This is a genomic window from Priestia sp. P1_B12_1 (assembly GCF_056406695.1).
On sequence record NZ_JBFTZR010000034.1, the window covers coordinates 1 to 13,646 of the forward strand.

The 13,646-nt window shown below is 35.8% G+C and carries 15 protein-coding genes; 4 read left to right on the forward strand and 11 right to left on the reverse strand.

From position 1 onward, the window contains the following. The first annotated feature begins 53 nt into the window (after window positions 1-53). Window positions 54-407 (forward strand): YjdF family protein, encoded by a 354-nt coding sequence (locus AC1D0Y_RS28750; protein WP_477708331.1) that lies wholly within the window; start codon window positions 54-56, stop codon window positions 405-407. A 191-nt stretch (window positions 408-598) separates the two neighbouring features. Here AC1D0Y_RS28750 and AC1D0Y_RS28755 read toward each other — a convergent pair whose 3' ends face one another. The 6 genes from AC1D0Y_RS28755 to AC1D0Y_RS28780 form a co-directional block, all read right to left on the reverse strand. Further along, window positions 599-1,534, reverse strand: a complete 936-nt coding sequence (locus AC1D0Y_RS28755; protein ID WP_477708332.1) for a TauD/TfdA dioxygenase family protein — start codon at window positions 1,532-1,534, stop codon at window positions 599-601. A gap of 13 nt (window positions 1,535-1,547) precedes the next feature. Beyond that, complete coding sequence (locus AC1D0Y_RS28760) at window positions 1,548-2,360, reverse strand: ABC transporter ATP-binding protein (RefSeq protein ID WP_477708333.1); 813 nt, start codon at window positions 2,358-2,360, stop codon at window positions 1,548-1,550. A 63-nt stretch (window positions 2,361-2,423) separates the two neighbouring features. After that, window positions 2,424-3,425 carry a taurine ABC transporter substrate-binding protein gene (locus AC1D0Y_RS28765; protein WP_477708334.1) on the reverse strand — a complete coding sequence of 334 codons (1,002 nt, stop codon included), beginning with the start codon at window positions 3,423-3,425 and terminating at the stop codon, window positions 2,424-2,426. 22 nt (window positions 3,426-3,447) lie between these two features. Next, window positions 3,448-4,236: an ABC transporter permease gene (locus tag AC1D0Y_RS28770; RefSeq protein WP_477708335.1), complete on the reverse strand. Its 789-nt coding sequence runs from the start codon at window positions 4,234-4,236 to the stop codon at window positions 3,448-3,450. Between the two features lie 413 nt (window positions 4,237-4,649). After that, window positions 4,650-5,153, reverse strand: a complete 504-nt coding sequence (locus AC1D0Y_RS28775; RefSeq protein ID WP_477708336.1) for a DinB family protein — start codon at window positions 5,151-5,153, stop codon at window positions 4,650-4,652. Between the two features lie 136 nt (window positions 5,154-5,289). Next, on the reverse strand, window positions 5,290-5,583 hold the full coding sequence (locus AC1D0Y_RS28780; RefSeq protein WP_477708337.1) for a hypothetical protein: 294 nt from the start codon (window positions 5,581-5,583) through the stop codon (window positions 5,290-5,292). A 337-nt stretch (window positions 5,584-5,920) separates the two neighbouring features. Between AC1D0Y_RS28780 and AC1D0Y_RS28785 the strand changes: the two genes are divergently transcribed. Continuing rightward, window positions 5,921-6,073, forward strand: coding sequence for a hypothetical protein (locus AC1D0Y_RS28785; protein ID WP_335576756.1), 153 nt, complete (start codon window positions 5,921-5,923; stop codon window positions 6,071-6,073). A gap of 334 nt (window positions 6,074-6,407) precedes the next feature. Here AC1D0Y_RS28785 and AC1D0Y_RS28790 read toward each other — a convergent pair whose 3' ends face one another. Continuing rightward, complete coding sequence (locus AC1D0Y_RS28790) at window positions 6,408-6,623, reverse strand: hypothetical protein (RefSeq protein WP_477708338.1); 216 nt, start codon at window positions 6,621-6,623, stop codon at window positions 6,408-6,410. 140 nt (window positions 6,624-6,763) lie between these two features. Here AC1D0Y_RS28790 and AC1D0Y_RS28795 point away from each other — a divergent pair, with 140 nt between their 5' ends. Further along, window positions 6,764-7,510, forward strand: coding sequence for a MerR family transcriptional regulator (locus AC1D0Y_RS28795; RefSeq protein ID WP_477708339.1), 747 nt, complete (start codon window positions 6,764-6,766; stop codon window positions 7,508-7,510). 536 nt (window positions 7,511-8,046) lie between these two features. Beyond that, window positions 8,047-8,211: a DUF2197 domain-containing protein gene (locus AC1D0Y_RS28800; protein WP_477708340.1), complete on the forward strand. Its 165-nt coding sequence runs from the start codon at window positions 8,047-8,049 to the stop codon at window positions 8,209-8,211. Between the two features lie 261 nt (window positions 8,212-8,472). On the opposite strand, the gene AC1D0Y_RS28805 is transcribed toward AC1D0Y_RS28800, so the two are convergent. The 4 genes from AC1D0Y_RS28805 to AC1D0Y_RS28820 form a co-directional block, all read right to left on the reverse strand. Then, a complete protein-coding gene (locus tag AC1D0Y_RS28805; RefSeq protein ID WP_477708344.1) occupies window positions 8,473-10,545 on the reverse strand; it encodes an ArnT family glycosyltransferase in 2,073 nt (690 codons plus the stop codon). Between the two features lie 339 nt (window positions 10,546-10,884). Beyond that, window positions 10,885-11,592, reverse strand: a complete 708-nt coding sequence (locus AC1D0Y_RS28810) for an IS6 family transposase (protein ID WP_477708341.1) — start codon at window positions 11,590-11,592, stop codon at window positions 10,885-10,887. Between the two features lie 148 nt (window positions 11,593-11,740). Then, complete coding sequence (gene sigH, locus AC1D0Y_RS28815; protein ID WP_477708342.1) at window positions 11,741-12,361, reverse strand: RNA polymerase sporulation sigma factor SigH; 621 nt, start codon at window positions 12,359-12,361, stop codon at window positions 11,741-11,743. A 554-nt stretch (window positions 12,362-12,915) separates the two neighbouring features. Next, window positions 12,916-13,646: glycerophosphodiester phosphodiesterase family protein (locus AC1D0Y_RS28820; RefSeq protein WP_477708343.1), on the reverse strand; the 731-nt coding region annotated here is incomplete at its 5' end.

Here is a 13,646-nt window from a genome sequence, read left to right on the forward strand (position 1 = left end):
CCCCTCCTCGGGATGTCCATCATTTCATAGTATGTTTAGAGGAGGGAATCGTTATGTCACTAACGATTTACCATGATGGTCAGTTTTGGGTAGGAATTATTGAAGTTGTAGAAGGCGGTAAGTTAAAAGCATTTCGTTATGTATTTGGAGCAGAACCAAAAGATAAAGAGATATTAGACTTTATTTATTACAGACTGCTAGACATTATTAATCAATCGGTTCATTCAGGTCTTGATGTAAAAGGAAAATCTAATAAAAGGATCAATCCTAAACGTTTACAGCGCCAGGTAGCAAAACAAATAAATAAAGTTGGTGTTTCCACTAAAGCTCAAGAAGCTATGAAGCAAGAATATGAAGAAAAGAAAAAAGTGAAAAAAAGAGAGCTAAACAATATCGTGAAGAACTGAAGGGGAAAAATACCTAATGAAGAAACAAAAGGCAAGGGCCAAGTACAAAGGTAAATAGAGAACAAATAAAGAGCCTTATTATTCAAGGCTCTTTATTTGTTATTTCCTAAAAGTCACATTATGCTATCCTAAAAGCTTTGAGATAGAGATGTAAAACCACTTTTGTCCTCAAAGCAATTGACAAGTCTAAGTTAAAAAGGACGATCACCGATAATAGCTGCTCGTTCAGCTTTTCGGATATGCGGATAATAATCGGACACTGCATAGTGCTGTGTTGCACGATTATCCCAAAAGGCAATTGAATTAGCTTCCCAACGAAACCTTACTTGGTATTCTGGAATATGAGCTTGTCTAAATAAATACTGAAGTAGCTCCTCTCCTTCAGAAGTCTCTAACCCCACAATATAGGTGGTGAAAGATGGATTTACAAAAAGGGTTTTCCGCCCTGTTTCAGGATGAGTACGCACGATAGGATGTTCAACAACTGGAAACTCTTGTTGAAAAGTGGCTAGTTCATCTGGTGGTAATAAGTGAGCGAAAGAAGGTGTAAAATCATGAATAGCCTTCAAATCTTCAATTTTTTCTTTTATAGTCTCAGGTAAATTGTCATACGCTGCACCCATATCTGCCCAAAGTGTGTCTCCTCCTACAGGAGGCACCTCAATCAATCGTAGCACCGATGCCTTAGCAGGATTTTCTCGAAATGTGACGTCTGCATGCCATACATTTTCAGATCCTGTTTGCTTCTTGTTTCTAGCAAATTGTACAATTTCTTTTGATTGCTCTTGTGAAGCAGGTTTGTAAAAAGGATGTACTTCAAGATCTCCCCATAACTTTGCAAAAGCGAGATGCTGTTCGCTTGTAATCGCTTGATTGCGAAAGAAAAGCACTTTCCATTCTAAAAAAGCTCGGTTTAACTCTTCTTGTACCTCTTTTTTCAGTGGCCTCGATAGATCTAACCCATCAACTTCAGCACCAATGGTAGGGGTGAGAGGCTTAATAGTGAAAAGTGTATATGGTTTTTCTTCAATACCACCCGGTAATCGGTTTAATAAACGAAGACCTTCCCTCTCTTCACGATTATGAAAATGAAGAGGTCTTGGATAATTAGAAAGACTGTTAGACATTTTGCTCATCTCCTTATAATTGTTCTCTTATTTTTGAAATAAAAAACTGGCGTAGCTCTGTGAATTTTTCATGATAATGAAAAGTTCCTTCTTCGTAATGTTCTACCTTTAATGGATTTTCAGTATCTATGGCAATTCTCCCAGGATTGGGATGCATCACGATAATGCGGGTTGCAAGTTTGAGTGCTTCCTCCACATCGTGAGTAATAAAAAAGATGCACTTTTTTGTTTGATTCCAAATTGTCAACAAATGTTTCTGCATCGCTTCTCTTGTTAACGCATCAAGAGCACTAAAAGGCTCATCCATTAAAATAGCTTTAGGATCTGTGGCGAGTGTCCGAGCGATAGCTGCTCGTTGCTTCATTCCTCCAGATAGCTGATGAGGAAGTTTTTTAGCAGCAGTTGTTAAATCAACGAGCTCCAAGTAATTTGCAACAAGCTGCTTACGTTCCTCTTTTGGAACCTTTTGCATTTTTAGTCCAAATCCAATATTTTTTTCAATAGTGAGCCACGGAAACAAATTAGGGTGCTGAAATACAACGCCAACATCAGAATTAGGCTTAGTATGTGTATGCCCATAAATCATCACTTTACCTGTTGTAGACTGTTGGAAGCCTGCTAAAATATTTAAAAGTGTAGATTTACCGCATCCAGATGGACCTAACACACAAATAAACTCATGTTCATATAAAGATAGGTTAATATCATGTAAAATGAGTGGCTCGTTTCTTGCCTGAGTATAAGTGAAATCAACGCTTTTTACATCGATGACCTTGTCTGTATGAATACCTTGAGGTCTTTTTTCAAAAACAACAGTAGCTTTCAAATATGTCACTCCTTTTGACCAGGGAAGCATGACTTGCATGACAGCAAGAGATACTTTCAACGGTTATTTAGAAAAATTGTTTAGCAATGCTTGTTGATACGTCTTTAAATCAGGAGAGGAAGGAATATCTTTTTGAGATTCTAGAAAATCTCCTGTATCTTTTAACACATGCGCTAACTTTCCATTAGATTGAAAGTACGCTGGTTGATCTGATTTATTTAGCCATGTTAACTGTTGCATTGTTTTTAAGCTTTGTTCTGGCGTTAAGTTTAGTTCCTCAGCCAATAGTTCTGCCGATTTTTTAGGATTTTTGTGATAGTAATTAACTGATTCATTTAAGACAGAAATATAACCTTTCACAATATTCGGATATTTTTCAGCAAAATCATTATGAACAATTCCGAATTCCCCTGTAAGACTTTCTTGTTTAGCTACTTCTTTGGATGAAATTAATACGTTGCCTCCATCGTTAATTAAGTTTGTTTGCAATGGCTGCCATACATAAGCACCATCGATATCCCCACGCTTCCAAGCTGCCAAAATGTCGGGAGACTGCATGTCTAATAGTGTGATATTTTCTTTTTTAAGATCAATGTTTTTGTTTTTTAACGCACTTAGTAAGCTGTAGTGGGCCGTTGAACTAAAAGTAGTAGCAATTTTTTTCCCTTTTAAATCATTCAAAGATTTTATGCCTGCTTCTTTTTTAACTACTAAGGCCTCACTTTCACCAATAATATCGTGTAAATAATATATTTTGTAAGGAACCTTATTAGCTACTCCTATTGCACCAGGAGGTGTTCCGACAAGCCCAAAGTCAATGCTTCCTCCTGCCATAGCATTGTTAATATCTCGACCCGATTCAAACTTAATCCATTTAATTGTGGTATCTGGATATTTTTTCTCCAATGAACCACGGGCTTTTGCTAATAATTCCCCATTTGGTGAAGCCTGATAGCCTAAACGTATCTCTTTAGGTCCATCATTTTCAGAGCCAGATGTAGTACTCGAACATCCGGAAACGATTATCATAAATCCTATCAATAAACCAAGTATTCCTTTTTTCATCGATGTTCCTCCTGTGTAAACTCTATTTTCCTACCCATGAAAAGGCTAGACGTTGATAAAAACGAATGACGCTGTCAATAAATATAGCGATTAGACCCATGATAATAATACCCACAAAGACAATATCACTTCGCATATATTTGCTTGCATCAAGTACCATCCAGCCAATTCCTGAAGTCGCTGCAACCATTTCAGCAGCGACTAACGTTGCATATGTGACTCCAATGGACGTGCGCAACCCTGTCACAATGTCAGGCAGAGCAGATGGGAAAATAATGTGAACAAATACGTTAGGCTTTGATGCACCTAATGTTAGTGCGCCGTTAATTCGGTCCTTCGGCACACGTTGTACGCTCGCAACTGTTGCGATAAACAACGGAGCGAAGGCGCTTAAAAATAACAATGCTACTTTAGATCCTTCATCAATTCCTAACCATAAAACAAGAAGTGCATAGTAAGCTAAAGGTGGAAGTGGTCGGTAAAATTCAATAATTGGATCAAAAATTGCTAGTATGTATTTAGAATAGCCACATATAATCCCAAGTGGAATGGCTGTAACCAAAGCAAGTAATAAGGATGCAAATAATCGGTACAAGCTTGTAGACACATGAGTCGCGAGAGATGTTCCTTTGTATCCTTCTACTATTAAACTAATAAATGAATGCCAAACGCTTTGCGGGGCAGGTAGGAAAATTGGATCTACCCATTTAAATGTACTTAAAAGCGTCCAAACCAAGAGGAGCACAAGTACACTTAAAAGGGATATTCCCTTGACTTTAAATGATTTAGTTTCAGTCAACATTTTTTTCATTTTATCCCTCCCTATCGATTTGTTCTAAATGAGAAAGGATTCTTACTTTCCTAACAAAAAAGGCTCTTGTTCTTTGAAAAAGAACAAGAGCCTCCAGTCGTCTGGTAGGTCTATTTAAATCCTATCGGTTTAGTGAGAATAGAGTAACAAAAAACTTATATATCTGTCAATAAAAAAATAATGTTGAAAATGAAGAATACAGAGTTATCTAAATAAATATTAACTTATCCTCTGTATTCATTTAGTTCTATTTTTTATAATCATTAACAATAAATAGAATATAACACCCTATCTCTTACTTACGTTTTAATATTTTACGCTCTCACAGTATAGGCATATACTTTTATGAACCTTACAAAGAGCACATATGTTATCTTAAAAATGTGCTCTTTTAGAGAAGGATTCTTCATTTATTATTCGGAAGATTCTTTTGCAGGTAAACCCAATACGTCTGTATTTTTAGGCGTACGCCCCAATAGACGTAACATAACTACAATTTGTCCTTTATGATGTGATTCGTGAGTAATTGAATGGAAAAGCAATTGACGAGGTGTTTTTCTTACAAAACCACTGTTTACTCTCCAAGCAAGCTCTTTTTCAATAGATTCATCAAATTTATCTGTGGATTGCTCCAATACTTTTTCTACGTATTTATCAGCCTGTTGAAAATAACGCTGAATATCGTCTATCTGCATAGTGTTAATTACTTCTTTTGTGAATAGTGGTGATGATGTTTCTGAAAGCACAAAAGAACCTAGCCAAGCATGATAGCAACCTGCTACATGAACTAGCGAATCTCTAATACTTTGAAAACCAAATGCAAACTCTTTCGTAAAGTCATCTTCATTCAATTCTCTACACTGCTCTAATAAAATCTGTCGTGTTTGTTTTACCCATTCATATTCTAGCTTTTCCATAACGATCCCACCTCTTAGACATATAATGAAAAATTATTCTTTACTATACACTATTTGGAAGTGTTATTACATCCATTTTTTCTTAATTCGCAAAGTAAATGATAAAGCACTTCATTTATTATTAAGGTTTTATCATTCAATTAATGATATAGATTCTCCATATGTTCTTCTTTTTGCTATCTATAAAATTACTCCATCTTTCTCCTTGGCTAATATAATCATTAAACGTAGCTTTCTTCATTACAATATGACCTCCACATTTATCTGCCAATTGTTTAGCAGACTCTTTATCAATGGGAAATGCTAACGATTCATCATTAGTAAATTCGTAACTGGATACCTCTTTCTTTTTTACGTCCTTATACGAATGATATACGTAATATAATGTACCTACCTTTATAAAATAGTATGGATACTCTCTGTTAGGCAATTTACTTCCCTCCATTTCTGCATCCCTCAATTGCTTTATAAGTCACTATTACTATCTTACTTGGACTTAAAAAGGTAAAATCCTTCTACGCCAAAGGATTTCCTTTTTCATGTGTTCCGGAAAGCGTGATTATGTTAATTAGGTTTATTAAAGGATTTTTAAAACTTTTAGTGTAGTATATAGAGAAAAAAATAACGAGAAGGGATTACAGTTGTTTAAGCAAGTCAAAAAGCATTCAATATGATAGTTGCGTTGGGTGCCTTTTATGGAAAAAATCAAAACTAAAGAATACACTGATGTTATTTGTTGACCAATTGGCTAAAGGAGGAACTGTTACATGAGTAAATTCAGAGTTTACACCTTGGTGGATGGTAGTGAGCGAACCATTAAAATAAGAAAAAAGATAACATTAAGAGAAGAGATGAATACCTTAGGGATAAGAGAGTCAGATATATTACATATAAAATTGGTTATACAGAATAGGAAATAACAGGTTAAATATATCGAGTGAAACAGTTAATAGATAATAAGTAAATATTAACTTACTTTATAAATAATAATTGTTTCACTATTTACACTTACTGACGACAAATAGGCGATTTTTCTATAAGGTATGTAAATGATAACACTATTTTTCAGAAAGTATGTATAGGTTTACTTAATAGTATGATAGAAAGGTAAGCTAAACACAACGCGCTTATGTAAACTTAACGTGTAGAGGTTTATATTGTTACTTGTCCAATAACAGACAGTTTAGTGAGATATAGGTATAAAATATTTAAAGAAAAGGAGGTTCCCATTAGGCTCCTTTAGAAGTTATCTATTTAGCTTTTTTGATCAAGTTCATTTATTTCTCTTTCACTAAGAGATACGGAATTTTCGAATGCTTCTATTCGTCTTTTAGCTAAGGGAATTTGAGATTTATATCTATTAGGATTTTCTTTAGCTTCAAAAGTTTTTACTGTCTCTCTGAGTTTGTGTAAAGTTGAATCAATTCGACGTTTTGCTTCAACTAATTCAGATACGTCAATTGTTTTCATTGTCAGTATTTTATATCGAGATAACCCGCTATAAGAATATTTGTATTTTTTCTTATAGAAAATTTTTATCTAAACTATGGAATTAGTTATTGACTCTTACCTTAGGATAGCCTTTAGACTAACAAACGAGGTGGATAAGCGTGCTATATACAGTAAAGCAAATATCAGAATTAACAAATGTGACAATAAAAACCCTATATCATTACCATAAGGTTGGGCTTTTATTACCTGGTGAAATAAGTGAGGCAGGTTACCGTCTCTATGGAATAAAAGAGATGGAGCGTTTACAACACATCTTATTTTATCGAGAGTTGGACTTTCCCCTCAAAAAAATACATCAACTATTGGATGGTGAGCCAGAACGATTATCTATATTGTCTGATCAAAGAAGACTACTTCTTGCACGAATGGAAAGAATAAAGCGTTTAGTCCAGACACTAGATGAATCGATTCACTTCACCATGAAAGGAGAAAGTATGGATAAATCAGAAATGTTCAAAGGTTTTGAGAGTGAAGAAGAGTGGGTGGAAGCAATGAAGGATCAGACTGAATATCTAAAAGAAAAATATGGCTATGACTTGCTTAAAGAAAATAAAATTGATGTTCAGTCAATGAATGAGCAAGCTTTAGAGGCAAAACACTTTATGGATAGTATAGCTAAGGCACTTAAGGAAGGATTAAAATTTAATGATCAGAAGGTACAAGATTTAATCAAACAGCATATTGATTTCTTAAATAATCAGGGACATAATACCAGAGCAGAGGATTTTGCAATACAAGCACGCTTCTTTTTAAATGATGATTTTCATAGAAATATGCTTGAATCTCAACAAACGGGGCTTTCTTATTATCTTTGTATTGCAGCAGAGACGTTTGCCCTTGAGTAGAAAAGTTCAAATATAGTGTAACAAAATAAGTTAACTCGTGAGTGCCTTCCTCCCCGACTTAACTGGCATGCCTGTTTGAAATTACTTGGTGTCTTGAAATAAAAAAGGCCTTACTTAATCCAAGGAATAAGTAAGGCAAACTGATGAACTCTACAATCAATTTAAAAACAGAGATAGGAGAAAATCGTAATTACATTCTTAGTATGTGATATTTCTAAAAAAATATACACAAAAAAAGATCCTACTCAATCTTGAGATAAAGTAGGATCAATAGATGGATTTTGTTGTTACAAGGAGAACAAAATCAGAATATGTGTTTAAGTATTAGCTAATATTAGGGGATTCATACATAGAAAAGTAACCTCATCAATTTTGGCTAAAGATCAATGAGGATTGAGGTTGCATGTCAAGACATGATCTTATTCCTTCTTGAATTAATGAGAAGCACCATTTAGATGTTCAGGAATATACTAGAGAACTGGTTACAATATTCGATAAATCGACTAAAAAGTAATATGTTACTTAGGGGGAGAGCAATGTTTTACTATGAGGTACTTTGTTATAGTTGTAAAAAAGTATTCAAAGTATACGAAGGTTCACTAAAATATAAACAATGTAAGGAAAGAAAGAGTAAGATTTTTTGTTGCGAAGATTGTAGTCATAAAATACGTATTGATGCAATTAAAAATTTCTTCAGATAGTTTTTTGGGGGAGAATCCAATTAATAGATTATGAAATAATGTACTTCAACTTACAGATGTGTTAGCACAACAAGCCAAATCAAGAAAATCAGTTCCTAAACTTTGTAAGGAACCGAAAATACTTTAATTTGTCAATTACAGCCTGTGAGTTATGAATAAATTATAAAAGAGGAAACACAAAAATTCATCATATTGAAATCTAATTCTATATCTAAAAATAAAGCCCATGGGAATCAAATTCCCATGGGCTTTCATCGTTGTCTACAATTCAACTTTGTAAAGAGTCTGCTGCTTTCCTCCACCTGGTCCACCATTCATGCCTGGCAGTGCTATGCTATTTGTATTGCGTGTAGACTTACTGTATTTGTCAGAAGAAATCTTAGTACCGTTTTCTTTAATCCATGAGACGAGCTCGCTATTACCTGAGTTGTCACTACTTAGAAGGAAGTATTTCACTTTCCCTTCTTTGATGAGTTTTTTGAGCTCGGTTACCGATAGAATCGGATCGGTGCCGTTGAACCCACCGAGCGCCATGACAGATTCCTCAGTGTTGATAATATATGGTGCAGCTGTTACCGTCGTCAGCGTAGCGCACAAGTAATCTTCACCCGTATTATGTTCTTGAAGGTATGAAAGCAATTCTGTATCCACTTCTGAGCTGAACATTCCCCCGCCACCAGTTGAGCTTTTTAGCTGTGGACCTGACTCAGGGAGGACACTATTGCCACCGTAAAGAAGGGGCGTTGCTGACCAGTATACCGGTGCGAAGAGAAGCGCACACAGACTGATAATGGTGAGCTGTTTTCCGAATGGATGATTGCGCTTGAGCGTGAGCAACACGATTGTAAGAACAATCCCTACAATTCCCAGTAGGTACATCCATGAGCTACCAATTTGATCTATATAATTACTTAAAATATAAACTTGAAATGCAGCTGTGACTGAAACGGCTACAGGCAGCAGATAGCTTGCCCAGTCTTTATGATTCTTATATAAACCATACATTGCATACCACCCGATTCCGGAAAGTGCCGCAATCGGGGGTGCGAGCATAATCAGATAATAGTGATGGAAAAAACCAGCGATGCTGAAAAAACCAGCTACAGGTACGAGCCATGCAGTCCAAAAAAGGGTTTCTTTTATTTCGTTTGCTTTTCCATCGCGATCACGGAACCAGCTGATAATAATACCTAAAAGGCCAAATAGCGCGAATGGAAGCATCCAGCTAATTTGTCCAGAAAGTGCTGACTGGAAGAGTCTCAACGGTCCGGCGTTTCCGGTGCCGAACATGTTCATACTTTGTCCGCCTCCGTTTGGACCACCTTTACTGCCGCCATTTTGCGATGGCGGTCCACCTCCGCCATCATTAGCAGAACCATTTTGTCCAGAAGGTGCCTGTGGTGGTTGATTGTTGCTACCAAATGGATTATGCCCATCCTGCTTCTGGGCATTATGATCAGAAACAAAATTTTGACTTGGCGCTTGCATACCACTGCCGTTTGGCATGTTTCCACCATGCCCGGAACCCATATCAGCACGTGAATTACCTGTTTTTTGACCAAGAAGACGCTCAGTCCCGTTATAGCCAAATGCTAGTTCGAGAACTGAGTTTTTCTGACTACTTCCTATATATGGACGGCTATCCGACGAGATGTAGTCAACTACGAGTGCCCATGATAACGATAGGCTTGCAAGAACGACAAGTGAGATAATAAGGGAGATAATTTTTTTCTTTAAAGTAATTTGAGAAGCTATTAGGTAGAACAGAAGAAATGCAGGCAGCACCATAAATGCCTGAAGCATTTTCATATTGAATGCAAGCCCAATCATCCCAAATGCTACCAATAACCAGATGGTTTTACCCTGTTTGACTGCCTTCATCAAGCACCAGGAGCCAAACAATAGAGTGAAGACAAGCATGCTGTCAATGTTGTTTGTCCGACTAACAGCTACAGCGATTGGTGTTACCGCCATCACAAGGGCAGCGATGCGTGCCGGGCCTTTGCCAAAAGTCGGTTTGACCATTACATAGAGAAGAAATACGGACCCTATCCCTGCAAGTGCCTGCGGAATGATGACACTCCACGTATGCACTCCAAAGATCCACGCAAAGATAGTTTGAATCCATAAAACGAGAGGTGGCTTATCAACCGATACGAATCCCGAAGGGTCAAATGAAGCATAGAAGAAATTATGGAAACTTTGCGTCATACTTTTAACAGCTGCCAAATAATATTGGTTGGCAGAATCATCCTGCCAAATATTATATGTATTTAAAAAAAGTCCGATTAGCAAAATACATATAAGTACTAAATCAATTTTTTTGTTTTTAATGTTCATAGAATGCCCCTTTTTTCTTTCTTTTTAGTAAATACAAATAGTCTTTGTTCCAATAAATTTATTACTGTAACGAGTATGCCTCAGTTTACCAAGCATATATGAACTAATTATGAACAAAAAGGAGAATAAAAAGGCTCCTTGAACAGTCTCTAACCCTGGTGCAAAATGTTGAAAAGATACAACAGTTTGCTAGCTAAGGTCGTACGCTAAGGGTTTATACTATTATTGTGATTAGCGTCCAGATGCCGATTTATTAATACAATACTAAAGAGGTTCTGGTGCAAATATGACCTGTTAGAAACATAGAATCTCAATATCCTTTTCATCAATGAATTATGAGGCTACTCCAAATAATGTATATATGAATTCAATCTCGCATTGGACAGACTTCACCCCTTGTTGAAGTTGTCCTTTTTTGATCATGTGCATAGTCTCTATTCCTGCAATTATTCGTTTGGCAGTACGTAAGGATTTTAATCCAAGCATCTGACGAATTCGTTTTTTAATAAAATGATGACCCTGCTCCAAGATAATGTTAAGATATTTTACTTGCCTTAGTTGAATGCCTTCAGGCATCTGCTTTTCTTCTTTTAACTCTTGGATAGCGATAGGATAAGCTGGGTTCTTGTCTACTGTTATCACACGAGGCTTAGAAACATGCGAAAAAGCCAAGGCTTTCTTAAAAAAGCGCTTGGCTGCTTGTTTATTTCTCGATTTACTTAGATAAAAATCAATGGTATTCCCTTCTGAATCAACGGCACGATACAGATACATCCATTGGCCTTTGACTTTCACATAGGTTTCATCTACCCTCCAGGAGTCATTGGTAGACTTAAGATGACGCCGTAATCTTAAGTCTAATTCAGGTCCATATTGATGTACCAAGCGCATAATCGTTGTATGAGCCATGGATAAGCCTCGTTCCTCCATCATTTCCACCAAATCACGAAAACTGAGGCTGTACCGTAGGTACCATCTAACCGTTAATAAAATAAGGTCAGGTTGAGAATGTTTCCATTTAAAGTCTACTGCTTTTTTCATACCGATACACGTCCTTTTTAGTTTAGTAGTATCAGTATGTCCAAGCTTAAGAGTTTACTTGCAGATATTTTGAAGTTTTTGCACCAGAACTGGAGATAATTATATTACTTACTTTATATCTTTGAACATAAGCTATGGGTATGATTGTTTATATTTTCTTTTTTATTCGTTGTAAAGCATTATCTACTGACTTTCTAGATAAATGTAAGACTTCTGAAATCTCTACATATGTTCGTCCTTCCATATACAAGACAAGTACATTTCTCTCTAATTCAGTTGATTTCTCTGCTATTTTACCTTTTCTCTCTAGTACCTTCTCTTGCTCAAGTAGAGTTTGTTCGGGCTTTAGTACATGTGGATTTGAAAGAGTATCAATTAGTGTAAGCGTAGGTTCAAATTCAGTTGAAATAATAGGTGTATCTAAAGAGAGCGCTGTATTAAGATGAAAATGTTTCTGGCGATTTCCTGCTTTAATAGCAGTAATAATGTGCCGGGTAATACAAAGATCTGCAAACCATCTAAAAGAATTCATTTTTTCTTTTCTAAAATCACGTATTGCTTTATATAATCCAACCATTCCTTCCTGAAAAATATCTTCTCTATCTCCACCTTTTAAGAAATAAGTTCTGGTTTTGGAATGAACAAAATATTCATATTTAGTCAGTAACGTATGTAATGCCTCCCTATCTCCATCGTGAAACTTTTGGACTAACTCTTCGTCTTCTACTGCATTCACATCATTTATTTGTTTCATGTCTACTACATTCATATAAGTTCCTCCATTTCACTAGTGATGTCCTCCATAAACTACTGTAGGCAAAGAAATCAGCAATCATAAAAAAGCTGAACTCTCTTTATAAAAGATACATCTTTATCATAGAACAAAGAAAAGAGAAAGCCACATTGGTGACCTTCCCTTTTCTTGTCTTAATTACATTTCATATGGGACAATTTACATAATATTGATTTTCTACTGTCTAGAAATCAATTCACTCATTAATCTATTTAAAGCAATTTGTAAAATTTCATGTTCTGTATACTGTCGTTTAGAATATCGATTTCTTCGATCTCTCTTCTTCAATAAATCTTGAATCTGATTACATAAATAAATTTCAGAATCTAAAAGTTTTATTTCATTTATGTCTTTCATCTGTTTAGACAAGAAATCAGCCCCTTTATGACTCTATAAAGAACTATTCTATTCTAAAAAGTAAAAATCCTTTGGCTTTTATTTGAAATCTGGTCAACATAAATAAGAAAAGCAATTGGAATAAAAACCAATTACCTCATTACTGCTGCTTAATTGCTTCAACTATCCTACAATTATTCTTCCTTCGTCTTATAGTGATCTCCTATTTTATCAATACGATTAGTCCATATTCCTCCTGAATAACCGTCTGGAATTCTTTTTAAATCCTGAATAGAATCAAAACCAGTTGAAAACCCACTTCCATTTACTCCTATGATAATTGTTCGAGTATTTACATCATCCATTCGATTTAAAAAACGATTTGGCCATCCCCATAGAAAGGGACCAATCTTTTCTGGTATATGTAATTCTGTATTTTCACATGCCTTTGGTACGTATCCCGTCCAACCTGTTGCTATATATGGGATAAGACAATCTTTCATAGTCGCTTTGGACATAACCTTTAGGTTGGGAATTTCCTTTTTCAATGAATCAATCGGTTCGTCTCCGCCATAAACGGTTATATTTTTTAAACGCTTCTTGGAAAATTGTGATAAATACTTAGCTAATTGTCTTCCTTCCTTCGGATCGTTACTTTTCACATGAATAAGAAATGCTTGGTGAGGAAAATGCTCCATTACTTCATTCAGAGAAGGCATGAGGTTGACTCCCTTACCACGAAAAGGATATGTTTTCCCGCCATCAGCTGTATATCCGTATCCAATATCTAATTTCTTTAACTCAGCCATTGTATAATCCCTTGTCACGCCTTTTCCATTTGTTCGACAATCTACTTTCCAATCATGAAATACCGCAAATTGATTGTCTTTTGTAATGTGAACATCAAGTTCAACCATATCAGCCC

Coding starts and splice junctions, on each gene's coding strand:
- AC1D0Y_RS28750 (WP_477708331.1), top strand. CDS start 54: ATGTCACTAACGATTTACCATGATGGTCAGTTTTGGGTAGGAATTATT.
- AC1D0Y_RS28755 (WP_477708332.1), bottom strand. CDS start 1,534: ATGTCTAACAGTCTTTCTAATTATCCAAGACCTCTTCATTTTCATAAT.
- AC1D0Y_RS28765 (WP_477708334.1), bottom strand. CDS start 3,425: ATGAAAAAAGGAATACTTGGTTTATTGATAGGATTTATGATAATCGTT.
- AC1D0Y_RS28770 (WP_477708335.1), bottom strand. CDS start 4,236: ATGAAAAAAATGTTGACTGAAACTAAATCATTTAAAGTCAAGGGAATA.
- AC1D0Y_RS28775 (WP_477708336.1), bottom strand. CDS start 5,153: ATGGAAAAGCTAGAATATGAATGGGTAAAACAAACACGACAGATTTTA.
- AC1D0Y_RS28785 (WP_335576756.1), top strand. CDS start 5,921: ATGAGTAAATTCAGAGTTTACACCTTGGTGGATGGTAGTGAGCGAACC.
- AC1D0Y_RS28790 (WP_477708338.1), bottom strand. CDS start 6,623: ATGAAAACAATTGACGTATCTGAATTAGTTGAAGCAAAACGTCGAATT.
- AC1D0Y_RS28800 (WP_477708340.1), top strand. CDS start 8,047: ATGTTTTACTATGAGGTACTTTGTTATAGTTGTAAAAAAGTATTCAAA.
- AC1D0Y_RS28810 (WP_477708341.1), bottom strand. CDS start 11,592: ATGAAAAAAGCAGTAGACTTTAAATGGAAACATTCTCAACCTGACCTT.
- sigH (WP_477708342.1), bottom strand. CDS start 12,361: ATGAATGTAGTAGACATGAAACAAATAAATGATGTGAATGCAGTAGAA.